The sequence below is a fragment of the Rouxiella sp. T17 genome (genome assembly GCF_036663475.1).
GTDB lineage: Bacteria > Pseudomonadota > Gammaproteobacteria > Enterobacterales > Enterobacteriaceae > Rouxiella.
In genome coordinates this window covers 1-26872 of record NZ_JAWUEA010000004.1, presented here as the reverse complement: position 1 = coordinate 26872, position 26872 = coordinate 1, and the positions used below count along the sequence as shown (strand labels likewise).

The 26872-nt window shown below is 50.1% G+C and carries 45 protein-coding genes and 1 pseudogene; 7 read left to right on the top strand and 39 right to left on the bottom strand.

What is annotated here, in order from left to right; all coding sequences use genetic code 11:
* The first annotated feature begins 258 nt into the window (after positions 1–258).
* Positions 259–801, top strand: coding sequence for a gamma carbonic anhydrase family protein (locus SC206_RS00795; RefSeq protein ID WP_332733195.1), 543 nt, complete (start codon positions 259–261; stop codon positions 799–801).
* Positions 802–915: 114 nt separating this feature from the next.
* On the opposite strand, the gene aroE is transcribed toward SC206_RS00795, so the two are convergent.
* From aroE to dprA, 5 genes are read right to left on the bottom strand one after another with little or no spacing between them, the layout of a single operon-like run.
* Positions 916–1734, bottom strand: a complete 819-nt coding sequence (gene aroE, locus SC206_RS00790; protein WP_332733192.1) for a shikimate dehydrogenase — start codon at positions 1732–1734, stop codon at positions 916–918.
* 12 nt (positions 1735–1746) lie between these two features.
* Complete coding sequence (gene tsaC, locus SC206_RS00785; RefSeq protein WP_332733190.1) at positions 1747–2346, bottom strand: L-threonylcarbamoyladenylate synthase type 1 TsaC; 600 nt, start codon at positions 2344–2346, stop codon at positions 1747–1749.
* Between the two features lie 5 nt (positions 2347–2351).
* Positions 2352–2897, bottom strand: coding sequence for a DNA topoisomerase family protein (locus tag SC206_RS00780; RefSeq protein WP_332733188.1), 546 nt, complete (start codon positions 2895–2897; stop codon positions 2352–2354).
* A 52-nt stretch (positions 2898–2949) separates the two neighbouring features.
* A complete protein-coding gene (locus SC206_RS00775) occupies positions 2950–3423 on the bottom strand; it encodes a DUF494 family protein (protein WP_332733186.1) in 474 nt (157 codons plus the stop codon).
* Positions 3395–4576 carry a DNA-protecting protein DprA gene (dprA, locus tag SC206_RS00770; protein ID WP_332733184.1) on the bottom strand — a complete coding sequence of 394 codons (1182 nt, stop codon included), beginning with the start codon at positions 4574–4576 and terminating at the stop codon, positions 3395–3397. Before dprA ends, SC206_RS00775 begins: the two co-directional genes overlap by 29 nt.
* Positions 4577–4708: 132 nt before the next feature.
* On the opposite strand from dprA, the gene def reads away from it, so the two are divergent.
* The 5 genes from def to mscL all read left to right on the top strand — a co-directional run bounded on the left by def (position 4709) and on the right by mscL (position 9736).
* Positions 4709–5218, top strand: coding sequence for a peptide deformylase (def, locus tag SC206_RS00765; RefSeq protein WP_332733182.1), 510 nt, complete (start codon positions 4709–4711; stop codon positions 5216–5218).
* A gap of 96 nt (positions 5219–5314) precedes the next feature.
* A complete protein-coding gene (gene fmt / locus SC206_RS00760; protein ID WP_332733179.1) occupies positions 5315–6253 on the top strand; it encodes a methionyl-tRNA formyltransferase in 939 nt (312 codons plus the stop codon).
* Positions 6254–6382: 129 nt separating this feature from the next.
* On the top strand, positions 6383–7672 hold the full coding sequence (gene rsmB, locus SC206_RS00755) for a 16S rRNA (cytosine(967)-C(5))-methyltransferase RsmB (RefSeq protein ID WP_332733177.1): 1290 nt from the start codon (positions 6383–6385) through the stop codon (positions 7670–7672).
* A 119-nt stretch (positions 7673–7791) separates the two neighbouring features.
* Positions 7792–9168, top strand: a complete 1377-nt coding sequence (trkA, locus tag SC206_RS00750; protein ID WP_332733175.1) for a Trk system potassium transporter TrkA — start codon at positions 7792–7794, stop codon at positions 9166–9168.
* Between the two features lie 124 nt (positions 9169–9292).
* A complete protein-coding gene (gene mscL, locus SC206_RS00745) occupies positions 9293–9736 on the top strand; it encodes a large-conductance mechanosensitive channel protein MscL (RefSeq protein ID WP_332733172.1) in 444 nt (147 codons plus the stop codon).
* Positions 9737–9891: 155 nt separating this feature from the next.
* Here the strand turns inward: mscL and SC206_RS00740 are convergent, their stop codons facing one another.
* The 31 genes from SC206_RS00740 to rpsJ form a co-directional block, all read right to left on the bottom strand.
* A complete protein-coding gene (locus SC206_RS00740) occupies positions 9892–10080 on the bottom strand; it encodes an alternative ribosome-rescue factor A (RefSeq protein WP_332733170.1) in 189 nt (62 codons plus the stop codon).
* Positions 10081–10161: 81 nt separating this feature from the next.
* Positions 10162–10590 (bottom strand): Zn(2+)-responsive transcriptional regulator, encoded by a 429-nt coding sequence (gene zntR / locus SC206_RS00735; protein ID WP_332733169.1) that lies wholly within the window; start codon positions 10588–10590, stop codon positions 10162–10164.
* On the bottom strand, positions 10583–10963 hold the full coding sequence (locus tag SC206_RS00730; RefSeq protein ID WP_332733197.1) for a DUF1992 domain-containing protein: 381 nt from the start codon (positions 10961–10963) through the stop codon (positions 10583–10585). The genes zntR and SC206_RS00730 overlap by 8 nt, the downstream gene beginning before the upstream one ends.
* 238 nt (positions 10964–11201) lie before the next feature.
* Positions 11202–11591 carry a 50S ribosomal protein L17 gene (rplQ, locus tag SC206_RS00725; RefSeq protein WP_045049857.1) on the bottom strand — a complete coding sequence of 130 codons (390 nt, stop codon included), beginning with the start codon at positions 11589–11591 and terminating at the stop codon, positions 11202–11204.
* Positions 11592–11631: 40 nt separating this feature from the next.
* Entirely contained in the window at positions 11632–12621 is a 990-nt protein-coding gene (locus SC206_RS00720) for a DNA-directed RNA polymerase subunit alpha (protein ID WP_002919219.1), read from the bottom strand.
* Positions 12622–12646: 25 nt separating this feature from the next.
* Complete coding sequence (gene rpsD, locus SC206_RS00715; RefSeq protein ID WP_332733160.1) at positions 12647–13267, bottom strand: 30S ribosomal protein S4; 621 nt, start codon at positions 13265–13267, stop codon at positions 12647–12649.
* 30 nt (positions 13268–13297) lie between these two features.
* The gene (gene rpsK / locus SC206_RS00710) at positions 13298–13687 is read right to left on the bottom strand and encodes a 30S ribosomal protein S11 (protein WP_004929731.1); all 390 of its coding nucleotides are present in this window, start codon (positions 13685–13687) and stop codon (positions 13298–13300) included.
* 17 nt (positions 13688–13704) lie between these two features.
* Entirely contained in the window at positions 13705–14061 is a 357-nt protein-coding gene (rpsM, locus tag SC206_RS00705) for a 30S ribosomal protein S13 (RefSeq protein ID WP_009639196.1), read from the bottom strand.
* A 148-nt stretch (positions 14062–14209) separates the two neighbouring features.
* Entirely contained in the window at positions 14210–14326 is a 117-nt protein-coding gene (gene rpmJ / locus SC206_RS00700; protein ID WP_002227352.1) for a 50S ribosomal protein L36, read from the bottom strand.
* Positions 14327–14359: 33 nt separating this feature from the next.
* Positions 14360–15691, bottom strand: coding sequence for a preprotein translocase subunit SecY (gene secY, locus SC206_RS00695; RefSeq protein WP_045049856.1), 1332 nt, complete (start codon positions 15689–15691; stop codon positions 14360–14362).
* A gap of 7 nt (positions 15692–15698) precedes the next feature.
* Positions 15699–16133, bottom strand: a complete 435-nt coding sequence (gene rplO / locus SC206_RS00690; protein WP_332733155.1) for a 50S ribosomal protein L15 — start codon at positions 16131–16133, stop codon at positions 15699–15701.
* A 3-nt stretch (positions 16134–16136) separates the two neighbouring features.
* Positions 16137–16316, bottom strand: a complete 180-nt coding sequence (gene rpmD, locus SC206_RS00685; protein ID WP_009639193.1) for a 50S ribosomal protein L30 — start codon at positions 16314–16316, stop codon at positions 16137–16139.
* A gap of 2 nt (positions 16317–16318) precedes the next feature.
* The gene (rpsE, locus tag SC206_RS00680) at positions 16319–16822 is read right to left on the bottom strand and encodes a 30S ribosomal protein S5 (protein WP_009639192.1); all 504 of its coding nucleotides are present in this window, start codon (positions 16820–16822) and stop codon (positions 16319–16321) included.
* 14 nt (positions 16823–16836) lie between these two features.
* Positions 16837–17190, bottom strand: coding sequence for a 50S ribosomal protein L18 (gene rplR / locus SC206_RS00675; RefSeq protein WP_009639191.1), 354 nt, complete (start codon positions 17188–17190; stop codon positions 16837–16839).
* 9 nt (positions 17191–17199) lie between these two features.
* Positions 17200–17733, bottom strand: coding sequence for a 50S ribosomal protein L6 (gene rplF / locus SC206_RS00670; RefSeq protein ID WP_332733148.1), 534 nt, complete (start codon positions 17731–17733; stop codon positions 17200–17202).
* Positions 17734–17746: 13 nt separating this feature from the next.
* Positions 17747–18139: a 30S ribosomal protein S8 gene (rpsH, locus tag SC206_RS00665; RefSeq protein ID WP_009639189.1), complete on the bottom strand. Its 393-nt coding sequence runs from the start codon at positions 18137–18139 to the stop codon at positions 17747–17749.
* Between the two features lie 33 nt (positions 18140–18172).
* A complete protein-coding gene (gene rpsN, locus SC206_RS00660) occupies positions 18173–18478 on the bottom strand; it encodes a 30S ribosomal protein S14 (protein ID WP_045049853.1) in 306 nt (101 codons plus the stop codon).
* A gap of 13 nt (positions 18479–18491) precedes the next feature.
* Complete coding sequence (gene rplE / locus SC206_RS00655; protein WP_045049852.1) at positions 18492–19031, bottom strand: 50S ribosomal protein L5; 540 nt, start codon at positions 19029–19031, stop codon at positions 18492–18494.
* Between the two features lie 14 nt (positions 19032–19045).
* Entirely contained in the window at positions 19046–19360 is a 315-nt protein-coding gene (gene rplX / locus SC206_RS00650; protein ID WP_332733145.1) for a 50S ribosomal protein L24, read from the bottom strand.
* Between the two features lie 10 nt (positions 19361–19370).
* Complete coding sequence (gene rplN, locus SC206_RS00645) at positions 19371–19742, bottom strand: 50S ribosomal protein L14 (protein WP_008457164.1); 372 nt, start codon at positions 19740–19742, stop codon at positions 19371–19373.
* A 170-nt stretch (positions 19743–19912) separates the two neighbouring features.
* Positions 19913–20167 carry a 30S ribosomal protein S17 gene (gene rpsQ, locus SC206_RS00640; RefSeq protein ID WP_009639185.1) on the bottom strand — a complete coding sequence of 85 codons (255 nt, stop codon included), beginning with the start codon at positions 20165–20167 and terminating at the stop codon, positions 19913–19915.
* A complete protein-coding gene (gene rpmC, locus SC206_RS00635; RefSeq protein ID WP_017493967.1) occupies positions 20167–20358 on the bottom strand; it encodes a 50S ribosomal protein L29 in 192 nt (63 codons plus the stop codon). Before rpmC ends, rpsQ begins: the two co-directional genes overlap by 1 nt.
* Complete coding sequence (gene rplP / locus SC206_RS00630) at positions 20358–20768, bottom strand: 50S ribosomal protein L16 (protein WP_009639183.1); 411 nt, start codon at positions 20766–20768, stop codon at positions 20358–20360. Before rplP ends, rpmC begins: the two co-directional genes overlap by 1 nt.
* Positions 20769–20780: 12 nt before the next feature.
* A complete protein-coding gene (rpsC, locus tag SC206_RS00625) occupies positions 20781–21479 on the bottom strand; it encodes a 30S ribosomal protein S3 (RefSeq protein WP_045049850.1) in 699 nt (232 codons plus the stop codon).
* Positions 21480–21496: 17 nt separating this feature from the next.
* Positions 21497–21829, bottom strand: coding sequence for a 50S ribosomal protein L22 (gene rplV / locus SC206_RS00620; RefSeq protein WP_009639181.1), 333 nt, complete (start codon positions 21827–21829; stop codon positions 21497–21499).
* Positions 21830–21843: 14 nt separating this feature from the next.
* A complete protein-coding gene (gene rpsS / locus SC206_RS00615; RefSeq protein WP_004929772.1) occupies positions 21844–22122 on the bottom strand; it encodes a 30S ribosomal protein S19 in 279 nt (92 codons plus the stop codon).
* A gap of 14 nt (positions 22123–22136) precedes the next feature.
* Complete coding sequence (gene rplB / locus SC206_RS00610; RefSeq protein ID WP_009639180.1) at positions 22137–22961, bottom strand: 50S ribosomal protein L2; 825 nt, start codon at positions 22959–22961, stop codon at positions 22137–22139.
* Between the two features lie 18 nt (positions 22962–22979).
* Complete coding sequence (gene rplW, locus SC206_RS00605; RefSeq protein ID WP_332733135.1) at positions 22980–23282, bottom strand: 50S ribosomal protein L23; 303 nt, start codon at positions 23280–23282, stop codon at positions 22980–22982.
* Positions 23279–23884: a 50S ribosomal protein L4 gene (gene rplD, locus SC206_RS00600; RefSeq protein ID WP_045049846.1), complete on the bottom strand. Its 606-nt coding sequence runs from the start codon at positions 23882–23884 to the stop codon at positions 23279–23281. Before rplD ends, rplW begins: the two co-directional genes overlap by 4 nt.
* 16 nt (positions 23885–23900) lie before the next feature.
* Positions 23901–24530 (bottom strand): 50S ribosomal protein L3, encoded by a 630-nt coding sequence (gene rplC, locus SC206_RS00595; protein ID WP_017493963.1) that lies wholly within the window; start codon positions 24528–24530, stop codon positions 23901–23903.
* A 33-nt stretch (positions 24531–24563) separates the two neighbouring features.
* Complete coding sequence (gene rpsJ, locus SC206_RS00590) at positions 24564–24875, bottom strand: 30S ribosomal protein S10 (protein ID WP_009639175.1); 312 nt, start codon at positions 24873–24875, stop codon at positions 24564–24566.
* Between the two features lie 408 nt (positions 24876–25283).
* Between rpsJ and SC206_RS00585 the strand changes: the two genes are divergently transcribed.
* Positions 25284–25814, top strand: a complete 531-nt coding sequence (locus SC206_RS00585) for a prepilin peptidase (protein WP_332733128.1) — start codon at positions 25284–25286, stop codon at positions 25812–25814.
* Positions 25815–25826: 12 nt separating this feature from the next.
* Here SC206_RS00585 and bfr read toward each other — a convergent pair whose 3' ends face one another.
* The 3 genes and pseudogenes from bfr to SC206_RS00570 all read right to left on the bottom strand — a co-directional run.
* Positions 25827–26318, bottom strand: a complete 492-nt coding sequence (bfr, locus tag SC206_RS00580) for a bacterioferritin (RefSeq protein ID WP_332733126.1) — start codon at positions 26316–26318, stop codon at positions 25827–25829.
* 76 nt (positions 26319–26394) lie between these two features.
* On the bottom strand, positions 26395–26589 hold the full coding sequence (gene bfd / locus SC206_RS00575; RefSeq protein WP_332733124.1) for a bacterioferritin-associated ferredoxin: 195 nt from the start codon (positions 26587–26589) through the stop codon (positions 26395–26397).
* Positions 26590–26758: 169 nt separating this feature from the next.
* Positions 26759–26872: pseudogene (locus SC206_RS00570) on the bottom strand (EF-Tu/IF-2/RF-3 family GTPase); the annotation flags it as partial.

Genomic DNA, 26872 nt, shown 5'->3' with positions numbered 1-26872 from the left:
ATTTTTAATTCTTCCCGACTCGTTCACACCGCGTTGCTGCTGCGTTGTTCCCTGTCGTTGGAGCGGCATTATAGGGATCCCAATTTTTTGCACAAGTGTTTTTTGATCATTTAATTCTGACTGCCTGTTTTTCGCTCCCTTCGAGGATATCTTGTCCGATCTGCCCGTTTAATCAGCGATCTAAAAGGGCTAAACTTTGTATTCAATGATCCGAAGACTATATTGCTTAGGCATCAGGCATATAAAAGGAGTAAAGGTATGGCCGAGTTTTTACGATCTTATCAGGGAATCCGTCCAAAACTGGGCGAAAGGGTCATGGTCGATCCCACCAGCGTAGTGATTGGCGATGTCGATCTGGCCGATGACGTGAGTATTTGGCCCCTTGTTGCTATTCGCGGCGACGTTAATCAGGTGACTATCGGCTGTCGGAGCAATATTCAGGATGGCTGTGTTCTTCACGTCACCCATCAGTCGGTTCAAAACCCTGCCGGATTCCCGCTTGTTATTGGCGAAGACGTAACGGTTGGACACAAAGCCATGCTGCACGGCTGTACTGTAGGAAACAGAGTATTGGTTGGCATGGGGTCGATAGTGCTCGACGGCGCAGTAATAGAAGATGATGTCATGATTGGCGCGGGTAGCCTTGTGCCGCCCAATAAAAGATTGGAGAGCGGTTACCTTTACTTAGGCAGCCCGGTCAAACAGGTTCGCGAGCTGACTGCCGCCGAGATAGCCGGTTTGACCTATTCGTCAAACAACTATGTGAAATGGAAAGATGTCTATTTGGCGGAGCAGCAGTAAATAGCCGCCTCTCTCTTCTTTATCTCTCTCTATATATAGGAAGAGATAAAGTATAGGAAGAGATAGAGAGAGGATTACAGCTAGGGGATCGGCTCAGCGATCCCCAGCGTCGATTTACTCCGCCATATCCTGCTTTAACTGTTCCAGCACCGGTTTAATCTCCGGCATGACGCCGTGCCATAAATAGAAAGCGTGCGCGGCCTGCCCCACCAGCATTCCAAGGCCGTCTGCCGTATGCTCGGCGCCCTGTTCTTTGGCCCAGTGAATAAATGGCGTTTCACCTGCCTGATAGAACATGTCATAGACGCGCGTAGTGGGCGTAATGATGGAAACGGGCAGCGCGGGCACGTCGCCGCTGATCCCCGAAGCCGTGGCGTTAACGATCAGATCGAAACACTCCCCTTGCAGGTTATCCATTGCTATCGCGGTAATCGGACCTTTGGCATCAAAAATACACTGCAAATGTTCGGCGCGCTCAAAGGTGCGATTAGTAACGACGACGCTGCAACCGTGATCCAGCAGCGGAAGAATCACCCCTCGCGCCGCGCCGCCCGCGCCCACCAGCAGAACGCGGTCGCCGGTTTTAATCATGTTCAGGCGTTCGAGGTCGCTTATCATGCCAATACCGTCGGTGTTATCGCCCAATATCCGGCCATCTTCCAGCTTCTTCAGCGTATTGACTGCGCCACTCAACGCCGCGCGATCTGATAGTTCGTCTGATTCGGCAAAAGCCCGCTCTTTAAAAGGTACCGTGATATTAGCCCCTTTCGCGCCGCCGGCAAAAAAATGATGCAGCGTCTTTTCAAACTCATCGTGGGGCGCCAATACCGTGCCATAAAGATGAGCAATACCCGTCTGCTGGGCAAAAAGCGCGTGAATTCGCGGCGATTTGCTATGGCCGATGGGATTTCCGAAAACAGCGAAAGATGACATAACAGCCTTTCCTTAACCTTGGCGAATAAGTTCGCCGGTAGCGGCGTCTTTAATTTCTGATGGATTTTGACGGCCGCCCACTTCCCCTTCCAGCACCGGAAAATCCTCTCCGAACTGTTTTTTAACTTCATCCGCATTGCGGCAAGGAGGAAGCGTCGTCAGATTGGCGCTGGTTGAAACCAGCGGTTTGCCGTATTCGCGACATAGCGCTTTTACCAGAGGATGATCGCTCACGCGCACCGCCAGCGAGCTAAAACGGCCCGTCAGCCACTGCGGCGTGGTGGTTTTAGCCGGCATCACCCAGGTGACAGGGCCGGGCCAGCTGGCAAAAATCTGCTCGCGGCGCTCAGCGCTTAACTGCGTGTCATCTATATAAGGTAAAAGCTGCTCGTAGCTGTCGGCTATCAGGATCAGGCCTTTTTCGCGCGGCCTCTGCTTTAATGCCAACAGCGCCTCAACGGCCTCTTCACTGTCGGGATCACAGCCAAGGCCGAAAACCGCTTCGGTCGGATAGGCAATGACCTGCTGATTTTCAAGCGCCTGCACGATAGCGGGCAGGTTTTTTGAAGATAAAACGGCGGCTGATGAAGTTGATTCTGGTTTTATGGTCATGACATTTATTCTGCTTTTGCGACGGCTTTACCGCATAACTTACTGGCACAAAAGATTTTTATCCCCTGTGCCGTTTTCTTTTCCATTAATAATGGATACTGGCAGTGCTCGCACGTGCCCGCCACCGGCTTGTTATTGATAACAAACTGGCAGTCGGGATAGCGCGAACAGGCATGGAAATTTTTGCCAAATCGCGATTTTCTTTGCACTAAATGGCCCTGTCCACACTGCGGACACGACAACGTTGTCTCTTCGGGTTTATCGATGACTTCCGTGTGATCGCACGCTGGATAATCCGAGCAGCCAATAAACATGCCGAATCGCCCCTGACGCAGCACCAGCGTTGACTGGCATTTAGGGCAATGCTGCCCATCGAGAACTTTTACGACGTGGCCATCGGCCTGAGCTTTTAACGGACGGATATATTGGCATTCGGGATAGCTGGAGCAGCCGAGAAAAGGGCCGTGGCGACCACTGCGGATCACCAAATCGGCCCCACATTCCGGACAGATTTCATTTTGCTTTCCAGCAAAAAGCGTTGCTTTAGTCATACTCTGTGATTTACCCGTTATCTGTCATGCGCGCCGCAGCGAGGCACAGGCATTAATGCAGATAACCTTCATTAACATCAAATAACAGCTCTTCCATTTGCTGATAAGCACTTTCATATCCTGGAATATTGAAGAGAACCATCAGTACGACCCACTTGAGATCTTCGAGATCGAACTCATCGGTATCCAGAGCCATTACACGATCGATAACCATCTCTCTGGTATCGACATTCAACACTTTTATTTGTTCAAGGAACAGCAGGAAACCTCGGCAGCTGACGTCTAGTCGACCTGTTTCTTCGTCGGTGTAAACTCTCAGAGCAAAAGGATCGGCATCAAGTAAATAAGAAGGTGTTCCGCCCTCCTGCAGGTCGGCAAGTTTTTCTAACCAATTTAACGCGTTGTGGATATCGGTACGATGAAATCCGGCTTCGGTTAAATCATCCGTTAAACTATCCTGATCGACACTCATCTCCGCTTCGTTGTGAATATAAGTTTCAAACAAGTACATTAGTACGTCGAACATGGCCTGCCCTCCTAATTCGGACATAGCCGCCGGATACAGCTGCGATCCATCCTGCTAACTCCAGTTCGAGCAGTTTTCCTACTACCACTGGCACAGATTGGCCGGCACGTTCGGCGACGACGTCAACAGGTGTCACCTCATATCCTACGTTAGCCAACACATCGACAAATGGCAATTCAAGTTCGGTATCTTGCGCACAAATATTCAATTCAGCGGCCACTTTTGTAGGTGGCGAGGCGTCACTGGCTCGTCCAGTGGAGAATAAAGAGGGATTTTCGGCCGAAAGCCACGTTAGCCCACTGCCAATGTGCTCGGCAATATCCATGGGATCGGTAACCAGATACGCGCCCTGTTTGATAAGCCAGTGCGCTCCTTCGCTATTCGGATTATGCACCGATCCGGGCAGGGCAAAAACCTCTCTTCCCTGCTCCAACGCACAGCGCGCCGTAATTAACGATCCGCTGCGTAACGAGGCTTCAATAATTAATACGCCGACGCTCAGCCCGCTGATAATCCGATTTCGCCGGGGAAAATTGTGTGGCAGCGGCGGCGTAGAGAGAGGAAATTCCGACACGATTACGCCGTCTTGCTCGAGAATGCGCGACATCAACGGAAGATGCGCCCGAGGATGAACGGCTTGCAGGCCGCTTCCCAGCACGGCGACGGTTTTCCCACCAGCCTCCAGCGTGGCGCGATGACAAATGCCGTCAATGCCGAGCGCCAATCCGCTGGTAATGGTAAAGCCGCTGTTGACCAATCCGGCGGCGAAATATTGCGCCCAATGTTCGCCGTAGCGGCTACAGTCGCGGCTGCCGACCATCGCCAGCTGCGGCGAATTCAATAATGCTGGCGGCCCCTGAACGTAAATCAGTCGGGGCGGCGTGGCCACCTGTTTTAATAGGGAAGGATAAGCAGGACTGTCGAGCGCGATAATATGCTGCCCCTCCTGTTCCGCCCACAAAAGCGCCCCTTTTATATCTACGCCACGCGGATGGAAAAAAGCGGTGATTTGGCTCTCGGCCAATCCGAGCGCACGCAGTTTGGCGGGCCGAATTCCACTGCATTCAGCGAGATATTCCACCAGCTGGCAGCAACGTCCCGCGCCAATCCCTTTCACCTCCGCTAACCTGAGCCACACTTCCTGCCGAGTCATGGTCGTTAATCCCTGTTTAAACGCCTTACTGGCGCCGCGCTCAATTGATAGACGATGCTGTCAATCAGGGCCGGAAATGTCTAGAATAGAGATTATATTTCGTCAATCCTTTAGATAAAGATCCAGAGATTTATGTCCGTATTACAAATATTGCATTTCCCAGACGACAGGCTTCGCATTGTTGCTAAACCAGTCAAAGAAGTTAACGCCGATATTCAGCAAATCGTGGATGATATGTTCGAAACGATGTATGCCGAAGAAGGTATCGGGCTGGCCGCGACTCAGGTAAACATCCACCAGCGCATTATCGTTATCGATGTCACCGACGATAAAAGTCAGCAACTGGTGCTGATTAACCCTGAATTGCTGGAGCAAAGCGGCGAAACGGGTATCGAAGAAGGTTGCCTGTCGATTCCTGAGCAGCGTGGTCTGGTGCCGCGTGCTGCCAACGTGAAGATTCGCGCGCTCGATCGCAACGGTAAAAGCTTTGAGCTTGAAGCTGATGAACTGCTGGCTATCTGCATTCAACACGAGATGGACCACCTGGTCGGCAAGCTGTTTGTCGATTACTTGTCGCCACTGAAGCGTCAGCGTATCCGTCAGAAGATGGAAAAACTGGCCAAGCTTAACGCGCGCGGTTAATTCGCTCTCGTTGCCCGCTTCACAGGCGAGTTTATTGAGCCTTCTCGGGCTATTTCAATCAGCCTCTTGAGGCTATAAAAAGACAGGACACGGGCTTTGCGGATTATTTTTGCCGGTACACCTGATTTTGCAGCGCGTCATCTTGACGCGCTTTTGACGTCTGAACATCAGATAGTGGGTGTTTTCACTCAACCCGACCGCCCGGCAGGACGGGGAAACAAGCTGACGCCGAGCCCGGTTAAAACGCTGGCTTTGCAGCACGAAATCCCGGTATTTCAGCCAAAATCGTTACGCCCGGAAGAAAATCAGCAGCTGGTTGCCGATTTGCAGGCCGACGTCATGGTCGTGGTGGCTTACGGACTTATTCTGCCTAAAGCCGTATTGGCGATGCCAAAGCTTGGCTGCATCAACGTTCACGGTTCATTGTTGCCTCGCTGGCGCGGCGCGGCGCCTATTCAGCGTTCGCTGTGGGCGGGCGATGCAGAAACTGGCGTGACGATTATGCAGATGGATGTCGGCCTCGATACCGGCGACATGCTGCACAAAATCGCCTGCCCTATTTCTGCAACCGACACCAGCGCGACATTATATGCGACGCTTGCCGAGCTTGGCCCCGAAGGCATGCTGCACACCTTAAGCCAGCTGGAACAGGGCACGGCGCAGCCTGAAGTTCAGGATGAAACGCAGGTCACCTACGCTGAAAAGCTGAGTAAGGAAGAGGCGCGTCTGGATTGGACGTTGGATGCCGAGCAGCTTGAACGCTGTGTCCGCGCGTTTAATCCTTGGCCGGTTAGCTATTTCGTTATTGACGAACAGCCGGTCAAAGTGTGGCAGGCCAATGTTATCGACAGCGAGAAAACAGGTTTGCAGCCGGGTACGATTATCGCGGCAGACAAAAAAGGCATTCAGATTGCCACGGCGCGGAGCGTTCTTAATATCACTCAGCTCCAGCCTGCGGGTAAAAAACCGATGTCTGCTCAAGATCTGCTGAATTCACGCAGTGAATGGTTCATGCCGGGCACCGTTTTAGGCTAATAGCGCCACTTGGCATCAATAAAGACCTTGGCATTATTACAGCCACCGTTTGATTGATGCCAAGTCCTGCTCTCCCCTTTATTTATGTTCACTTTGGTGGGCAAGCTGGCTGAGGTCGGCTCTTTTACTATGAAAAATACCTATAATCTTCGCAGCATTGCTGCAAAAGCCATTGGACAGGTTCTGGATCAGGGCCAGTCGCTGTCGACCGTACTTCCGGGTTTGCAGAAAAGTATTGCCGATAAAGATCGCGCCCTGCTGCAAGAGCTCTGTTTTGGCACCATGCGCGTGCTGCCCCAGCTGGAATGGTGTCTGCAACAGTTGATGGAAAAACCGTTGACCGGCAAGCAGCGCACGCTGCATTACCTGTTGATGATTGGCCTTTACCAGATGCTGCACACCCGAATTCCTCCTCACGCCATTCTCGCTGAAACCGTTGAAGGTGCCGTGGCGCTGAAGCGTCCGCAGCTGAAAGGCCTGATCAACGGCGTACTGCGTCAGTTCCAGCGTCAGCAGGTCGATTTGCTGCAACGGATGCAAAACAACGACAGCCGTTATCTGCATCCGAGCTGGCTGTTAAAACGTATTAAAAATGCCTATCCCGAGCATTGGCAGCAGATTGTTGACGCCAACAACCAGCGTCCGCCAATGTGGCTGCGCGTAAATCGCCAGCATCACAGCCGCGATGCCTATCTGGTACTGCTTGCCGAAGCCGGAATCGAGGCCCATCCGCATCCGGAATATGCCGATGCAGTGCGACTCGAAACCCCGTGCGGCGTTACGTTACTGCCCGGTTTTGAGCAAGGCTGGGTGACGGTACAGGATGCCTCCGCGCAGGGAAGTGTTGATCTGCTTGATCCACAAGACGGCGAGACGATCCTTGATCTCTGCTGCGCGCCTGGCGGCAAAACTACGCACATTCTCGAAGCCGCGCCGAAAGCTCACGTGCTGGCCGTCGACGTCGACGAGCAGCGTCTTCTGCGCGTGCATGAAAATCTCAAACGCCTTGGCCTGCATGCCGAAGTGAAACAGGGCGACGGGCGCGAGCCGCACGTGTGGGCGACAGGCAAAGTATTCGACAAGATTTTGCTCGATGCGCCTTGCTCCGCTACCGGCGTTATTCGCCGGCATCCCGATATCAAGTGGCTACGCCGCGACAGTGATATCGCCGAGTTGGCGAGCTTGCAGGGCGAAATTCTTGAAGCTATCTGGCCCACGCTGAAACCGCAGGGCGTGCTGGTTTATGCCACCTGCTCGATTTTGCCAGAAGAAAACAGCCAGCAGATTGCCGCCTTCCTGAAGCTGCATCCCGACGCGACGCTGGTTGAAACCGGTGATATCAATCAGCCGGGCCGACAGAATCTTCCTGATGCGCAAAGCGGCGATGGCTTCTATTACGCTAAACTGATCAAGAGCTAACGCTAAACTGATTAAGAGCTAACGCTAGCGGATCAAGAGTTAACGCTAAGCGGATTAAGAGTTAACGTTTCCGAAGGGAGATGCTCTCTGACGACATTTAAGGCAATACAGAGAACGCTATGAAAATAATCATTCTCGGTGCTGGCCAGGTTGGCGGTACGTTGGCAGAAAATCTGGTCGGCGAAAATAACGATATTACTATCGTCGATACCAACACCTCGCGTCTGCGCCAGTTGCAGGACAAATTCGACCTGCGCGTGGTGCATGGTCAAGCTTCTCATCCGCGCGTTTTGCGGGAAGCGGGCGCAGAAGATGCCGATATGCTGGTTGCGGTCACCAATTCCGATGAAACGAATATGGTGGCCTGCCAAATAGCCTACTCCCTGTTTAATACGCCAAATCGTATTGCGCGGATCCGCTCTCCCGAGTATATCCGCGAGTCAGAGAAGCTTTTCCAACCGGAAGCCGTGCCTATCGACCATCTGATTTCGCCTGAGCAGCTGGTTATCGACTACATCTACAAGCTGATTGAATATCCGGGCGCGTTGCAGGTGGTGAATTTTGCCGAGGGCAAAGTCAGCATTGCCGCCGTAAAAGCGTATTACGGCGGGCCGCTGGTCGGCAGCGCGCTCTCGGCCATGCGCGAACATATGCCTCACATCGAAACGCGCGTCGCGGCAATTTTTCGTCAGGATCGTCCGATTCGTCCGCAAGGTTCGACCATTATTGAAGCTGGCGACGAAGTCTTTTTCGTTGCGGCCTCGCAGCATATTCGTGCCGTGATGAGCGAGCTTCAACGCCTCGAAAAGCCTTATAAACGCATCATGATCGTGGGCGGCGGCAACGTGGGCGCGGGTCTGGCGCTACGTCTCGAAAAACATTACAGCGTAAAACTGATTGAACGCGATCAGCAGCGCGCGGCCGAACTCGCCGAAATGTTGCAGGATACTATCGTGTTTTACGGCGATGCTTCCGACCAGGAGCTGCTGGCCGAGGAACATGTCGATCAGGTCGATGTATTTATCGCCATAACAAATGATGACGAAGCCAATATCATGTCGGCGATGCTGGCAAAACGTATGGGCGCCAAAAAAGCGATGGTGCTTATTCAGCGCCGGGCTTATGTCGACTTGGTGCAGGGCAGCGTAATTGATATCGCCATTTCTCCACAGCAGGCAACAATTTCTGCATTGCTGGGTCACGTGCGTAAGGCTGATATTGTCAGCGTCTCTTCTTTACGCCGTGGCGTTGCCGAAGCTATCGAAGCGATTGCGCACGGCGAAGAAAGTACCTCGAAAGTCGTGGGTCGAACGGTTGAACAAATTAAACTTCCACCGGGTACGACCATTGGCGCAGTTGTGCGAGGCAATGAGGTGATCATCGCCAATGGCAGTACGCGCATTCAGCAAGGCGACCACGTTGTGATGTTTATCACAGACAAGAAATATGTTCGCGACGTGGAAAGGCTGTTCCAGCCGAGCCCATTCTTCTTATAAAAGAGCCGAATACGACCAATTTATCAGCTAAATAATCAAATTATGCCAACTGCGGTAGCGCTATCGCCGAAAATGGTCTTTACTTTTAATGACATAATTTGAAGATACACCAAGGAGTGACTTTATGAGTTTTATGAAAGAGTTTCGTGAATTTGCCATGCGCGGCAACGTCGTCGATTTGGCGGTGGGTGTCATCATCGGTGCAGCATTTGGTAAAATCGTTTCATCTTTGGTCGCCGACATCATTATGCCACCTCTAGGACTGTTAATCGGCGGGGTCGATTTCAAATCCTTCCAATGGGTATTGCGCGAGGCAACGGCAACGGCTCCAGCCGTGATCATGCATTACGGCATATTCATTCAGAACATTTTTGATTTCATCATTGTGGCTCTGGCCATCTTCAGTGCTATTACTCTGATGAATAAATTACGCAGAAAGCAGGAAGAGCAACCGGCGGCTGCGCCGAAAGTGACTGCTGAAGAAAAACTGTTGGGCGAAATTCGCGATTTGCTTAAAGAGCAGCAAACGCCGACGTTAATTAAAGAGCAGCCAACCACACGACTGTAGAAGTTTGAGACTTCAAGAACTTTGAGACACCTAGAAGTTCGAAACATCTAGAAGTTTGAGACATAAAAATGCCCTCTTCTGAGGGCTTTTTTATTGCTAAAAGTTGGTTCAAAACAGCAGGAAGAGCAGTGTTAACGATTTTCTTGCAGAATGGCTTATGCAAAAAAGATAAAACCGTTAACACTGCCCTCCCAACTTACTCCTTTGCCTTTCTTGTCTTTGCGGCTGTAGCTGCCTTTTCCTTTAAGATTCTTTTCTACACGTTGACGAAATAACGGATCGTGCAGCAATGCCTGAATGGCGTTGTCCTGAATAATGCCTTTCTTGTGTTGATACTGGCTCATGTTGACCTCTTGATTAATGATGGTTGAAACAGCTTTTACTGCTGCGAGATAAATGTAGTCCTTTTTGGATCTTTTGCAACATCACCGCGAGATTGCGGTTTCTCCACTGGCTCCATTTTCTAATGCCTCAATAATGGAACAACTCCGGCTGGAATGTGCGCCGCCGCAGCAGGCTGCGCTAAGACGCTGCAAAGAGTCGCGCATACGAATTAATTCACCTAGTTTATGTTCTACTTCTGCCAGCCGACTGTCGACGATCGATTTCGACTCCTGACAAGTATGCTGGGCCGGATCGATACGGATCGACAACAGCTCGCTGATCGTCTCAAGAGTAAAGCCGATTGTCTTGGCATAGCGGATAAAACGCAGCCGTTGGAGATCGTTGTCGGTATAAAGTCGATAACCCGCCTCGCTTCGCTCTCCCAGTGACATCATGCCCTGTTTTTCATAATAACGAATCGTGTCGGGGATGACGTCCGCCAACTTAGCCAGTTCACCAATCTTATACATCTTTATCTCCTTCAAACTGATTTTGTAATTTGCCACTGTAAGCGACATCGTCGAGAAAATCGGTATTCATGCCAGCTTGTTGAAGACGCAGCCGTAAAACCTTGAGACGTTTTTCAGCCCGCGCGTAATCTACAGAACCCTCGGCAACCTGATTCAGCAGCAACTGCAAGTCGATCGCCTCTTTTCGATCCTGGAGTTCGGCAGGCACATAACCTGCGTTTTTAAGGATTCGATAAGCCACACGCAGTTCTTGGGGCACGCCGCTGTCATCATCAAGAATTAAGGGAGAACCTGCTCCAGGCAGATTATCAAACTCGCCTTTGCGCTGTGCTTCGAGAATTTTTCTTTCGGCCCATTCGTCGCTGAGGAACATCATTGTCTCCTTTAATTATTCGCGCGGATAAACAGCATAGCGCTGTAAGAATGAAAAGCGTAGTGGCTTAAAGCCAAGATTAGCGATCGGGTAAAAGCGAGAGGAGAAATGCAGGGAAAAGAGTGAGAGAAACGAGCAAGGACCAAAAAGCGTGGGATAAAAGTGGGGAAATTGGAAGGCGAAATTTAGGCGTAAAAAAACCGGGCAAAAACGCCCGGTCTTTTCATGCATCTACAGATTATTCAGCAGTTGCTACTTCTGCTTCTGACGCTGCACGATCAACGAGCTCGATGTATGCCATCGGCGCATTGTCGCCTGCACGGAAACCACACTTCAGAATACGAGTGTAACCACCGGCACGGCTCGCGAAACGCGGGCCCAGTTCATTAAACAGTTTTGCCACGATCTCGTTATCACGAGTACGGGCGAATGCCAGACGACGATTTGCAACGTTGTCGGTCTTGGCAAGAGTAATCAGCGGCTCAACAACGCGACGCAGCTCTTTCGCTTTCGGCAGGGTCGTCTTGATTATTTCATGACGAACCAAAGAGCCGGCCATGTTACGGAACATAGCCGTACGGTGGCTGCTGTTACGGTTCAGTTGACGACCACTCTTACGATGGCGCATGACCTTATCCTTCTCAGTAAAACCTTAACCTGTGATCCGGTTACTCGTCAGCAATACTTGCAGGTGGCCAGTTTTCCAGGCGCATGCCCAGAGACAAACCACGGGAAGCAAGTACGTCTTTAATCTCGGTAAGAGATTTTTTACCTAAGTTAGGCGTCTTAAGAAGCTCAACTTCGGTACGCTGTACCAGATCACCGATGTAGTGGATTGCTTCTGCTTTGAGGCAGTTAGCAGAGCGGACAGTCAATTCCAGATCGTCAACAGGGCGCAGCAGGATTGGATCGAACTCCGGCTTCTCTTCTTTGACTTCTGGTTGACGTACATCACGTAAATCAACAAAAGCTTCAAGTTGTTCAGCAAGAATGGTTGCCGCACGACGGATTGCCTCTTCAGGATCAATCGTGCCGTTGGTTTCCATTTCGATAACCAGCTTGTCCAAATCAGTACGCTGTTCTACACGCGCTGCTTCAACATTGTAGGCAATACGCTCTACAGGGCTGTAGCATGCATCTACTAACAGACGACCAATTGGGCGCTCATCTTCTTCCGAATGAATTCGGGCAGACGCCGGCACATAACCACGACCGCGCTGAACTTTGATACGCATGCTGATAGCAGCGTTTTCATCGGTCAGGTGGCAGATAACGTGTTGCGGCTTGACGATTTCGACATCACCATCATGGGTAATGTCGGCTGCAGTCACAGGGCCAATGCCAGACTTATTCAGGGTAAGAATAACTTCATCTTTCCCTTGAACTCTCACCGCCAGCCCTTTCAGGTTGAGCAGGATTTCCAGGATATCTTCCTGTACGCCTTCTTTGGTGCTGTACTCATGCAGTACACCATCAATCTCAACCTCGGTCACCGCGCAACCCGGCATGGATGAAAGCAGAATACGGCGCAGTGCGTTGCCTAAAGTATGGCCAAAGCCACGTTCTAAAGGCTCAAGGGTCACCTTGGCGTGCGTCGAACTGACTTGCTCGATATCTACCAGGCGCGGTTTTAGAAACTCTGTCACAGAACCCTGCATTGTGTCCTCTCTTTGGTACTAAGCTTTACTTAGAGTAAAGCTCGACGATCAGGTGTTCGTTAATGTCAGCTGACAGATCGGTACGCTCAGGCTTACGCTTGAACTGACCTTCCATCTTAGCAGCATCAACTTCAAGCCAAGTCGGCTTTTCACGCTGTTCAGCCAACTCCAAAGCGGCCTTCACGCGAGATTGCTTTTTAGCTTTCTCACGGATGCTGACAACGTCATTCGGAGATACCTGATAAGAAGCGATGTTGACAACGCGACCATTTACCATAACAGCTTTGTGGCTAACCAGCTGACGTGACTCTGCACGCGTAGCGCCGAAGCCCATACGGTAAACAACGTTATCCAGACGACCTTCCAGAAGTTGCAACAGGTTTTCACCGGTGTTGCCCTTCAGGCGGGCTGCTTCTTGGTAGTAGTTACGGAACTGACGCTCCAGAACACCGTAGGTACGGCGAACTTTTTGCTTTTCACGTAACTGCACGCCATAGTCAGACAGACGCGGTTTACGCGCACCGTGCTGACCAGGAGCTTGATCAATCTTACACTTGGTATCGATCGCGCGAACACCAGATTTAAGGAATAAATCTGTGCCCTCACGACGGCTAAGCTTGAGCTTAGGACCCAAATATCTTGCCATTTTCTCTCTCCAACAATCCTAAAAGCAGCGTTATACGCGACGCTTTTTCGGCGGACGACAACCGTTATGAGGGATAGGAGTCACATCAGTAATATTAGTGATGCGGAAACCAGCCGCGTTTAACGCGCGGATAGTAGACTCACGACCAGGACCAGGTCCTTTAACCATAACTTCCAGATTCTTGATACCGTACTCTTTCACTGCATCTGCACAGCGCTCTGCTGCAACCTGAGCTGCGAACGGAGTGGATTTACGAGAACCACGGAAACCGGAACCACCAGCTGTTGCCCAACCCAAAGCATTACCCTGACGATCGGTAATAGTCACAATGGTGTTGTTGAAAGACGCATGGATATGAGCCACGCCGTCAGAGACTTGTTTTCTTACACGCTTGCGTGTACGAACAGGTGCCTTTGCCATTTATTCTATCACCCCGATTATTTCTTGATCGGTTTGCGCGGACCCTTACGGGTACGTGCGTTAGTCTTGGTACGCTGACCGCGTACTGGAAGACCACGACGATGACGCAAACCACGATAAGTTCCAAGGTCCATAAGACGCTTGATGCTCAGGGTGACTTCACGACGCAGATCACCTTCAACAATGAACTTGGCGACTTCGTCACGCAGCAATTCGATTTGCTCTTCAGACAGCTCTCTGATCTTCACATTTTCGGCAATACCAGACGCAGCACAGATAGCCTGTGAGCGGGTTTTACCGATGCCGTAGATCGAAGTTAATGCGATCACGGTATGTTTCTGATCAGGAATGTTAATGCCTGCTATACGGGCCACTATGCACTCCTACTATTTATATACGGCAACACCATTCTGAAAAGCCCGTTTTCAGGATACTCAAATAATGTTGCAGCTTACATACAAAAGATTGGCTGGCTAATCTAGCCAGCTCAACCCAACTTTGCAAGAAAAATATGCGAGATAATCAGCCTTGACGCTGTTTATGCTTCGGCTCGGCGCTGCAGATTACGCGAACGACACCGTTACGCTTAACTATTTTGCAGTTACGACATAATTTCTTGACGGAAGCACGAACTTTCATTTTTACTCTCCGTTACTTCGCAAACTCACCAGATTAGCGGTTAGAGCCTTTCAGGTTTGCTTTCTTCAGCGCAGACTCATACTGACTTGACATCATCAGAGTTTGCACTTGAGCCATAAAGTCCATGATGACCACAACTACGATGAGCAGTGATGTACCGCCAAAGTAGAAAGGAACTTTCATTGCGTCACGCATGAACTCCGGGATAAGGCAGATGAAAGTAATATACAGCGCACCAACCAAAGTCAGGCGGGTCATTACTTTATCAATATACTTCGCCGTTTGCTCTCCCGGACGAATTCCTGGTACAAATGCACCGGACTTCTTCAGGTTATCTGCTGTCTCACGCGGGTTAAACACCAACGCAGTATAAAAGAAACAGAAGAAGATGATTGCAGTAGCATAGAGTAACACATAAAGCGGTTGCCCAGGCTGCAAATACAGCGAAATTGTTGTCAGCCAGTTCCAACCAGTTCCGCCACCGAACCAAGATGCAATCGTGGCCGGGAACAGAATGATGCTGGAAGCAAAGATAGCAGGAATTACGCCGGCCATATTCACTTTCAACGGTAAGTGTGTGCTCTGTGCTGCATAAACACGACGACCTTGCTGACGCTTGGCGTAGTTAACGACGATACGACGTTGACCACGTTCCATAAACACAACAAAGAACGTCACTGCAAACACTAATACTGCAACCAACAGCAACAGGAGGAAGTGCAGGTCGCCTTGTCTAGCCTGTTCGATTGTGTGGGCAACTGCCGGCGGGAGACCCGCTACAATACCAGCAAAGATTATAATCGAAATACCGTTACCGATACCACGTTCAGTAATCTGCTCACCCAGCCACATCAGGAACATCGTTCCGGTAACCAAGCTCACGACTGCAGTAAAGTAGAACGCAAAGCCTGGATTTAACACCAGGCCCTGCATACCAGGCATATTCGGTAAACCGGTAGCAATACCGATTGACTGGAATACGGCCAACACTAGCGTACCGTAGCGGGTGTACTGGCTAATCTTGCGACGGCCAGCCTCCCCTTCTTTCTTTATTTCTGCCAGCGCTGGATGAACCACCGTTAACAGCTGGATAATAATCGATGCCGAAATATACGGCATGATTCCCAGAGCAAAGATCGAAGCACGGCTAAGAGCACCACCAGAGAACATGTTAAACATTTCAATGATGGTGCCTCTTTGCTGTTCGAGCAATTTAGCAAGTACAGTGGCATCAATACCAGGGATCGGAATAAAAGAGCCGATACGGAAAACAATCAGCGCACCGATAACAAACAAAAGTCTGCGCTTCAGCTCGCCAAGTCCACCTTTAGCACTTTGAAAATCTAATCCCGGTTGCTTAGCCATCTGCTACTTATTCCTCTATTTTACCGCCAGCAGCTTCGATAGCAACACGAGCGCCTTTGGTGACACGCAGACCACGTATGGTAACCGGACGAGCGACTTCGCCTGAAAGGATTACTTTCACGAATTCGATCTGGATACCAACTACGTTAGCGGCTTTCAGCGTGTTCAGGTCGATAACGTCGCCTTCAACAAGAGCAAGTTCAGACAGACGAACTTCTGCCGTGATCATCGCTTTGCGAGAGGTGAAGCCGAATTTCGGCAAACGACGATATAAAGGCATCTGACCACCTTCGAACCCGCGACGTACGCCACCGCCAGAACGTGAGTTCTGACCTTTGTGACCACGGCCGCCGGTTTTACCCAGGCCAGAACCAATACCACGACCTACACGCCTTGGCGCCTGCTTGGCACCGTCAGCCGGAGACAGAGTATTTAAACGCATCTCTTACTCCTCAACCTTAACCATGTAGGAAACCAGATTGATCATGCCGCGAACTGAAGGTGTATCTTCACGTTCTACAGTGTGACCAATACGACGCAGACCTAAACCAGTCAAAGTTTGCTTATGTTTCGGCAAACGACCGATGCTGCTTTTTGTTTGAGTTACTTTAATAGTCTTTGCCATGGTTATTTCCCTAGAATTTCTTCGACGGACTTACCACGCTTGGCAGCGACCATTTCTGGGGACTTCATATCTTCCAGAGCTGCGATAGTTGCACGAACCACGTTAATCGGGTTAGTAGAACCATAAGCCTTGGCTAATACGTTGTGTACCCCTGCGACTTCCAGGACGGCGCGCATTGCACCACCGGCGATAATACCGGTACCTTCTGAAGCCGGCTGCATGAACACGCGAGAACCCGTGTGAGCACCTTTAACAGGGTGCTGCAGGGTGCCGCTGTTCAGCGCGACGTTCAACATGTTGCGACGGGCTTTCTCCATCGCTTTCTGGATCGCTGCCGGAACTTCGCGTGCTTTGCCGTAGCCAAAACCAACGCGACCGTTACCATCACCAACTACTGTCAGTGCGGTAAAGCTGAAAATACGGCCACCTTTTACGGTTTTGGATACGCGGTTTACCGCGATCAGCTTTTCCTGCAGTTCGCCAGCTTGTTTTTCGATGTGTGACATCTTACACCTCTACCTTAGAACTGAAGGCCAGCTTCACGGGCAGCATCTGCCAGTGCCTGGACTCGACCATGATATTGGAAACCGGAACGGTCAAAGGATACTTTCGAAATCCCTTTTTCCAATGCGCGTTCAGCAATTGCCTTACCTACAGCAGTTGCGGCATCTTTGTTACCGGTATACTTCAATTGCTCAGTAATAGTTTTTTCTACTGTAGAAGCAGCAACTAATACTTCGGAACCGTTTGGTGCAATCACCTGTGCGTAAATATGACGCGGGGTACGATGTACCACCAGTCGTGTCGCACCCAGTTCTTTGAGCTTGCGGCGTGCGCGGGTCGCACGACGGATACGAGCAGATTTCTTATCCATAGTGTTACCTTACTTCTTCTTAGCCTCTTTGGTACGCACGACTTCGTCGGCGTAACGGACACCTTTGCCTTTATAAGGCTCAGGACGACGGTAGGCACGTAAATCTGCAGCAACTTGACCAATCACCTGCTTATCAGCACCTTTCAGTACGATTTCAGTTTGAGTTGGACATTCTGCAGTAATGCCTGCCGGCAGCTGGTGTTCGACTGGGTGAGAGAAGCCAAGAGCTAAACTCACCGCGTTGCCTTTAATGGCAGCACGATAACCAACACCAACCAATTGAAGCTTTTTAGTGAAGCCGTCGGTAACACCTATAACCATTGAGTTCAACAGTGCGCGCGTGGTACCCGCTTGGGCCCATGCGTTTGCGAAGCCTTCGCGCGGACCGAAGGTCAGAGCGTTATCTTCCTGTTTAACTTCAACGGCGTCATGGATAGTACGAGACAGCTCGCCGTTTTTACCCTTAATCGAAATAACCTGACCGTTGAGTTTTACCTCTACGCCGGCAGGAATGACGACGGGTGCTTTTGCAACACGAGACATGCTTTCCTCCCGATTAAGCTACGTAGCAGATAATCTCGCCACCAAGACCAGCCTGGCGAGCTGCACGATCAGTCATAACACCTTTAGAGGTAGAAATAACAGCGATACCCAAACCGGCCATAACCTTTGGCAGCTCATCTTTTTTCTTGTAGATGCGCAGGCCAGGACGGCTGATTCGTTGAATGCTCTCTACCACAGCCTTGCCCTGGAAGTACTTCAGTACTAATTCCAGTTCAGGTTTGGCGTCGCCTTCGATTTTAAATTCTTCAATGTAGCCTTCTTCTTTAAGCACGTTGGCGATAGCCAATTTCAGCTTAGAGGAAGGCATGGTGACCGCAACTTTGTTCGCGGCCTGACCGTTACGGATACGGGTCAGCATATCCGCGATCGGATCTTGCATGCTCATCTGTCATTACTCCCGTGATTCAATTGGTGACAATTACCAGCTAGCCTTTTTAAGACCCGGAATTTCACCGCGCATGGCGGCTTCACGGACCTTAATACGGCTCAACCCGAACTTCCGCAAGAAAGCGTGCGGACGACCAGTTTGACGGCAGCGGTTACGCTGACGAGACGGGCTGGAATCACGCGGCAGAGTCTGCAGCTTAAGAACGGCATCCCAACGATCTTCGTCGGAAGCGTTCACGTTAGAGATAGTTGCTTTTAACTCAACGCGTTTAGCGAAGAATTTGTCAGCCAGTTTCACGCGCTTGACTTCGCGTGCTTTCATGGATTGCTTAGCCATTAGTAACCCTACCTTACTTGCGGAACGGGAAGTTAAAGGCAGCCAGCAGAGCGCGGCCTTCATCATCGGATTTCGCAGTAGTGGTGATGGTAATATCCAAACCACGAACGCGATCGACTTTGTCATAGTCGATTTCCGGGAAGATGATCTGTTCACGCACGCCCATGCTGTAGTTACCACGGCCATCGAATGACTTGGCGGACAAGCCACGGAAGTCACGGATACGCGGTACAGCAATAGAGATCAGACGCTCAAAGAATTCCCACATGCGTTCGCCACGCAGGGTTACTTTACAGCCGATCGGATAGCCCTGACGGATTTTGAAGCCTGCAACTGATTTGCGTGCTTTGGTGATGAACGGCTTTTGGCCGGAGATTGCTGCCAAGTCAGCTGCTGCGTTATCCAGCAGTTTCTTATCAGCGATCGCTTCACCAACACCCATGTTCAGGGTGATCTTCTCGACCCGAGGGACTTGCATGACAGAATTGTAATTAAACTCGGTCATGAGTTTATTTACGACATCGTCTTTGTAGTAATCATGCAGTTTCGCCATCGTACTACTCCAAATTACTTGATAGTTTCGCTGTTAGACTTGAAGAAACGGACTTTTTTGCCGTCTTCGAATCTAAAGCCTACACGGTCAGCCTTACCGGTTGCCGTGTTGAAGATCGCAACGTTAGAAACCTGAATTGCAGCTTCTTTTTCAACGATGCCACCTGGTTGGTTCAGGGCCGGTACAGGCTTCTGATGTTTCTTAACCAGGTTGATACCTTCAACAATGACCTTGCCAGAAGACAGGACATTTTTTACTTTACCACGCTTACCTTTATCTTTGCCGGTAAGCAGGATAACTTCGTCATCACGACGGATTTTCGCTGCCATGGTTCGCTCCTTAGAGTACTTCTGGTGCCAGAGAGATAATTTTCATGAACTTCTCATTACGCAGTTCACGAGTTACCGGCCCAAAAATACGCGTGCCGATTGGCTGCTCGCTGTTATTATTTAAAATAACGCATGCATTACCATCGAAGCGAATGACAGAACCGTCCGGGCGACGAACACCCTTCTTGGTGCGCACCACTACCGCCTTCAGCACGTCGCCTTTTTTCACCTTACCACGTGGAATTGCTTCCTTGATGGTAATTTTGATGATATCGCCAACGCCTGCGTAGCGACGGTGCGAGCCACCCAGAACCTTGATACACATTACGCGACGTGCACCGGAGTTGTCGGCCACGGTCAGCATAGTCTGTTCTTGGATCATGTTAGTGCTCCGCTAATGTCAACTACAACTTATAAGACCTAAACAATAGGCCATATAGAAATCCCCACAAATGAGGGCGCGGCATTATAACACCGGTTTCTCATTATGGGTAGAAAAAATATACGGCCCAGGTTTTGAGCCGTACATTTATTTTCGAGAGGCAGATTCTATTACAGAATCGCTTTCTCTACAACGCGAACCAGTGTCCAAGATTTAGTCTTAGACAGCGGACGGCATTCGCTAATTTCAACGACGTCGCCGATACCGCATTCATTGTTCTCGTCATGTACGTGGAGCTTAGTCGTACGCTTGATGAATTTACCGTAGATTGGGTGCTTCACGAAACGCTCAATCGCAACAACGATAGATTTTTCCATCTTGTCACTGATCACACGACCTTGCAGAGTACGGATCTTGTCACTCATTACGCGCCCGCCTTCTCAGTCAGTAAAGTCTTAACACGTGCAACGTCACGACGCACTTGCTTCAACGTGTGTGTTTGCTGCAGCTGGCCGCTGGCCGTTTGCATGCGCAGGTTAAACTGCTCACGCAACAGGTTCAGAAGCTCGGTGTTCAGCTCTTCCACGCTTTTTTCACGCAGCTCTTTTGCTTTCATTACATCACCGTCTTAGTTACAAAGGTGGTTTTAATAGGCAGTTTCGCTGCTGCAAGCTGGAATGCTTCACGCGCCAGCTCTTCAGGCACACCGTCCATCTCGTACAGGACTTTACCAGGTTGGATCAGGGCAACCCAATACTCCACGTTACCCTTACCTTTACCCATACGAACTTCAAGTGGCTTCTCGGTGATCGGTTTGTCCGGGAATACTCGGATCCAGATCTTACCTTGACGCTTAACTGCACGGGTCATCGCACGACGTGCTGCTTCAATTTGACGAGCAGTCAGGCGACCACGGCCAACAGCTTTCAGACCGTAAGTGCCGAAGCTCACATCCGTACCTTGCGCAAGACCACGGTTGCGGCCTTTGTGCACCTTACGGAATTTTGTACGCTTTGGTTGTAACATCAGCGACTCTCCTTACTTGCGGCCTTTACGCTGCTGCTTTTTAGGTTGAGCAGCCGGTTCCGGTTGTTCAACTGCAGCCATACCACCCAGGATCTCACCTTTGAAGATCCATACCTTAACGCCGATTACACCATAAGTGGTGTGCGCTTCAGATGTGTTGTAATCGATATCCGCACGCAGAGTATGCAGTGGAACACGACCTTCACGGTACCATTCGGTACGCGCGATTTCAGCACCGCCAAGGCGGCCGCTTACTTCAACTTTGATACCTTTAGCGCCCAGACGCATTGCGTTCTGTACAGCACGCTTCATAGCACGACGGAACATAACGCGACGTTCCAGCTGTGAAGTGATGCTGTCAGCAACCAATTTAGCGTCCAGCTCCGGTTTACGGATCTCGGCGATGTTAATCTGCGCAGGAACGCCGGCAATACCAGCTACTACCTTACGCAGTTTTTCGACATCTTCACCTTTCTTGCCGATAACGATGCCAGGACGAGCGGTGTGAATAGTCACACGGATGCTCTTCGCTGGACGCTCGATAACGATGCGAGAAACGGAAGCTTTCGACAATTCTTTAGTCAAGAATTGACGAACTTTAAAGTCGCTGTCCAGGTTGTCAGCGAATTCTTTGGTATTTGCATACCAAGTGGAATTCCAAGGTTTGACAATACCTAGGCGAATACCATTAGGATGTACTTTCTGACCCATTGCTAGTCTCCAGAGTCTCAGCGATCGGACACAACCACAGTAATGTGGCTGGTGCGCTTCAGAATGCGATCTGCACGACCTTTAGCACGCGGCATAATACGCTTCATGCTTGGGCCTTCGTCTACGAAAATCTTCGAGACTTTCAGATCATCGATGTCAGCGCCATCGTTGTGTTCTGCGTTAGCAATGGCAGACTCCAGCACCTTCTTAACCAGACCAGCAGCTTTCTTGTTGGTGTAGGCCAAAGTTTCCAGAGCTTGCGACACTTTCTTACCGCGGATCAGGTCTGCAACAAGGCGGACCTTCTGAGCAGAAGAACGAGCGTGGCGATGTTTAGCTATAGTTTCCATCTCTTCCTCCTACCTTAGCGCTTTTTAGCTTTTTTATCAGCCGCATGGCCGCGATAAGTACGAGTCGGCGCGAATTCACCCAGCTTGTGACCGACCATTTCATCGGAAACAAACACTGGTACGTGCTGACGACCATTATGGACAGCGATGGTCAAACCGATCATGTTAGGAAAGATCGTTGAACGACGGGACCAAGTGCGCAAAGGCTTCTTGTCTCCGCTTTCCACCGCTTTCTCTACCTTCTTCAGCAAGTGCAGGTCAATAAAAGGACCTTTCTTGAGAGAACGTGGCATGGCTTATCCTCTAATTATTTTTTGCTACGGCGGCGTACAATGAACTTGTCAGTACGCTTGTTGCTACGGGTTTTCTTACCTTTGGTCTGAACGCCCCATGGTGTTACTGGGTGTTTACCAAAGTTTTTACCCTCACCACCACCGTGTGGGTGATCGACTGGGTTCATCGCAGTACCGCGAACGGTAGGGCGAATACCACGCCAACGTGCAGCACCTGCTTTACCCAGAACGCGAAGCATATGTTCAGAGTTACCGACTTCACCCATGGTGGCGCGGCAATCGATCTGAACTTTACGCATTTCGCCAGAGCGCAGACGCAGAGTTACGTAGGAACCATCGCGGGCAACGATCTGAACGTAGGCACCAGCAGAACGAGCCAGCTGGCCGCCTTTACCTGGTTTCATTTCTACGTTGTGAACCGTTGAACCAACTGGGATGTTGCGCATCGGAAGGGTGTTACCCACTTTGATTGCAGCATCAACGCCAGATTGGATCTGGTCACCCACTTTCAGGCCTTTCGGCGCCAGGATGTAACGGCGTTCGCCGTCTTTGTACAGAACCAGCGCGATGTTCGCGGAACGGTTCGGATCGTACTCCAGACGCTCAACCACTGCAGCTACACCGTCTTTGTTGCGTTTGAAGTCAACCAGACGATAATGTTGCTTGTGGCCACCACCGATATGACGGGTGGTGATACGGCCATTGTTGTTACGGCCACCGCTTTTGCTTAATTTCTCAAGCAGCGGAGCAAAAGGTTTACCCTTGTGCAGCTCAGGGTTAACCACTTTAACAACGTGGCGACGACCCGGAGATGTAGGTTTACATTTAACAATTGCCATTGTGCTTACTCCTCCGACTTACTCTGCGCCGCTGATGAAGTCCAGATTCTGGCCTTCTTTCAGGGTGACGTAAGCTTTTTTCCAGTCGCTACGACGACCAACACGCTGACCCTGACGTTTAGACTTGCCTTTAACCAGCAAAGTGTTAACGACTTCGACTTCGACTTCAAACAGCTTCTTAACCGCAGCTTTGATTTCTGCTTTGGTCGCGTCGAGGGCAACTTTGAGTACGATGGTGTTATTCTTTTCCATCGCAGCGGACGCTTTTTCAGAAACGTGCGGCGCGCGCAGCACTTTCAGCAGACGTTCTTCACGAATCATGCCAGCATCTCCTCAACCTGCTTCACAGCATCAGCAGTCATAACGACTTTGTCGAAGGCGATCAGGCTTACTGGATCGATACCTGCTACATCGCGAACGTCAACCTTGTACAGGTTACGTGCGGCCAGGAACAGATTCTCGTCGACTTCGCCGGTTACAATCAGCACGTCTTCCAGAGCCATGTCTTTCAGTTTCTGTGCCAGCAGCTTAGTTTTAGGCGCTTCTACAGAGAACTTCTCGACAATGATCAAACGATCTTGACGTACCAGTTCGGACAGAATGCTTTTCAGCGCGCCGCGGTACATCTTTTTGTTTACTTTTTGACTGTGGTCCTGTGGCTTTGCAGCAAAGGTCACACCACCCGAACGCCAGATTGGGCTCTTAACAGAACCTGCACGCGCACGGCCAGTACCTTTCTGACGCCATGGTTTCTTTCCAGAACCAGTTACTTCGGCACGGGTCTTCTGAGCACGGGTACCTTGACGGGCACCTGCTGCGTAAGCAACAACAACCTGGTGTACCAGCGCTTCATTGAAATCACGCCCGAAGGTAGTTTCGGAAACAGTCAGCGCGCTCTGCGCGTCTTTCACTACTAATTCCATTCCTATCTCCTCGACGTTAAGCCTTAACAGCAGGTTTAACGATCAGGTTGCCACCGGTAGCACCCGGAACAGCACCCTTGACCAGCAGCAGGTTGCGCTCAGCGTCAACACGTACTACGTCCAGGCTTTGAACGGTTACACGCTCGTTACCCAGTTGGCCTGCCATTTTCTTGCCTTTGAACACTTTGCCCGGAGTCTGGTTCTGACCGATAGAACCCGGAACGCGGTGAGACAAGGAGTTACCGTGCGTAGCATCTTGAGTACGGAAGTTCCAGCGTTTAACAGTACCCGCGAAACCTTTACCTTTAGATGTACCAGTAACGTCTACTTTCTTAACGTCTGCGAAAATTTCAACGCTAATGTCTTGACCTGCAGTGAACTCTTCGCCTTCTGCAAGACGGAATTCCCACAAACCACGGCCAGCTTCTACGCCAGCTTTAGCGAAGTGACCCGCTTCTGGTTTGGTTACACGGTTAGCTTTTTTGCTACCAGTGGTAACCTGAACAGCACGGTAACCGTCGTTTTCCAGATCTTTGATCTGAGTAACGCGGTTTGCTTCAATTTCGATAACGGTTACAGGGATAGAAACGCCATCTTCTGTGAAGATACGAGTCATACCCACTTTCTTACCGACTAAACCAATCATTGTTTCAACCTCTCAATCGCTCAATGACCCTGATTAACCCAGGCTGATCTGCACGTCTACACCAGCAGCCAGATCCAGACGCATCAGAGCATCAACGGTTTTCTCGGTTGGCTCAACGATGTCAACCAGACGCTTGTGAGTGCGAATCTCATACTGATCGCGCGCATCTTTATTGACGTGCGGAGAAATCAGAATGGTAAAGCGCTCTTTGCGGGTCGGCAGCGGGATTGGACCACGAACTTGCGCACCAGTGCGCTTCGCGGTCTCAACGATTTCCGCAGTTGATTGATCAATCAGACGATGATCAAACGCTTTCAGGCGGATACGGATTCTTTGGTTCTGCATGAGACCAGAGCTCCAATTATTTTAAACGTAAAATGATTACTCCTCATTCCCATTTCGATTGATGGGAGAGTGTAATCGTTCTTCACATAACCCCCATATCGGGAGTATTGTTTGCCAGACGATTATTTTGCCTGACAACTAATTCTTATCGAATTAGGCTTACCAAGATTAGGTAAGCCCGCGCATTATACGTAACTGAACACAGGAAGCAACCCGTTCCTCACAATAAAGTGCGTTTATTTCGTACTCTCTTGCCCTCCCCTGCCCAATCACCGAATTTTTTGCGCGCCATCCCGCATAACAAAATGAACGTTTGTTAACCAAGCGTTTTAGGATTGTTTGCAGTGGGCGAAAGCCTATCCTTTGTCTCCCTGACGGCTCATCTTCCCTCATCACAAAGGATTCAATGTGTTAAACGACCTTTATCAGCTTAGCCTTGCGCATGGTTATAAAATTATTACCTGTGCAATTCTGGTGGGCTTTTTGCTCGCACTAACCTATACCGACCTGACGCGCTATCAGTTACCAGACCGACTCACGCTTTCATTGTTGTGGATTGGTTTACTGCTGCACGCCGTTTTCAACCCGCAATATCTGGCGAGCGCTATTTTTGGTGCAGTCGGAGGCTATCTGAGTTTGTGGACACTCTATTGGCTTATCAAACGAGTGACCAAAAAAGAGGGGTTAGGTTACGGCGATTTTAAACTTATGGCGGCATTGGGTGCCTGGCTGGGATGGGAATGTCTGCCTTTTGTTGCAGTCTATGCCTCGATAACGGGGATTATTGCCTATGTTGCGCGCTTCGTTTTACTGCGTAATAAAGGAGAGATCCCGTTTGGTCCCTTTCTGGCGGCTAGCGGCGGCGCCATTTATATCAGCCAGCAAGTCTACAGCCTGGCTGATTCACGATGCGTATTCTGCGTCACGCTGACTTTATAAGGGTTGCGTGAGCTAGTGCTGTGCTTTTTTGGAATCTTCTTTTATTTGAGTCTGGATGTAGTTCTGAATGCCGATGCGCGCAATCAAATCGACCTCGGTTTCAATCCAGTCAATATGATGTTCTTCTTCGGCCAGAATAGTAATCATGAGATCACGACTGACATAGTCGTGAATGGAGTCGGCATAGGCGATGGCCTCACGCATATCGCGCGCGCCGTCGAGCTCAAGAACCAGATCGGACTTGAGCATTTCCTCAACGTCTTCGCCAATATTAAGCTTGCCGAGATCTTGTAGATTTGGGAGGCCTTCAAGAAACAGGATACGTTCGATATAAATATCGGCGTGTTTCATTTCATCGATGGATTCGTGGTATTCGATGCCGTTAAGTCGCATCAAACCCCAGTTCTTGAACATTCTAGCGTGGAGAAAGTACTGATTGATGGCAACGAGCTCATTTCCTAGCAGCTTGTTAAGGTGCGAAATCATTTTGGTATCGCCTTTCATAGGAATGCCCTCCGCTGTAGTTCTATGAAGTGTAGAACCACTCAGCAAAGAGGGAAAGAAATAACCCTACTATTTATCAGGCGACTTCGATGATATAGGTGGTGTTCTCCTGCTCCTCCACCAGAATCTCTCTGGCTTGCCGGATACACTTACCACAGTCGGTGCCAATCGGCACCAGTTGGCGAAGCTCTTTCATCGTTTGTGGCTGATGCTGCCGGATGACTTTTCGGATCACTTTGTCAGTGACTGCATTACACAAACAGACGTACATACTCTAACTCAATATTTAAACAATTCACGCAACTGTAAATGAGAATAGTTTTTATTTCAAATACGATTAACGAAATTTACATTGCGGCGAGTTTGAGCTGTTCGTAAAAAACAGGCATAAAAAAAGGGTGCCTAAGCACCCTCTTTTAGATCACCAACGTTATCAGCGATTAAGCGATAACTTTAGCAACAACACCAGCGCCAACAGTACGGCCGCCTTCACGGATTGCGAAACGCAGGCCGTCGTCCATTGCGATTGGGTGGATCAGGGTAACAACCATGTT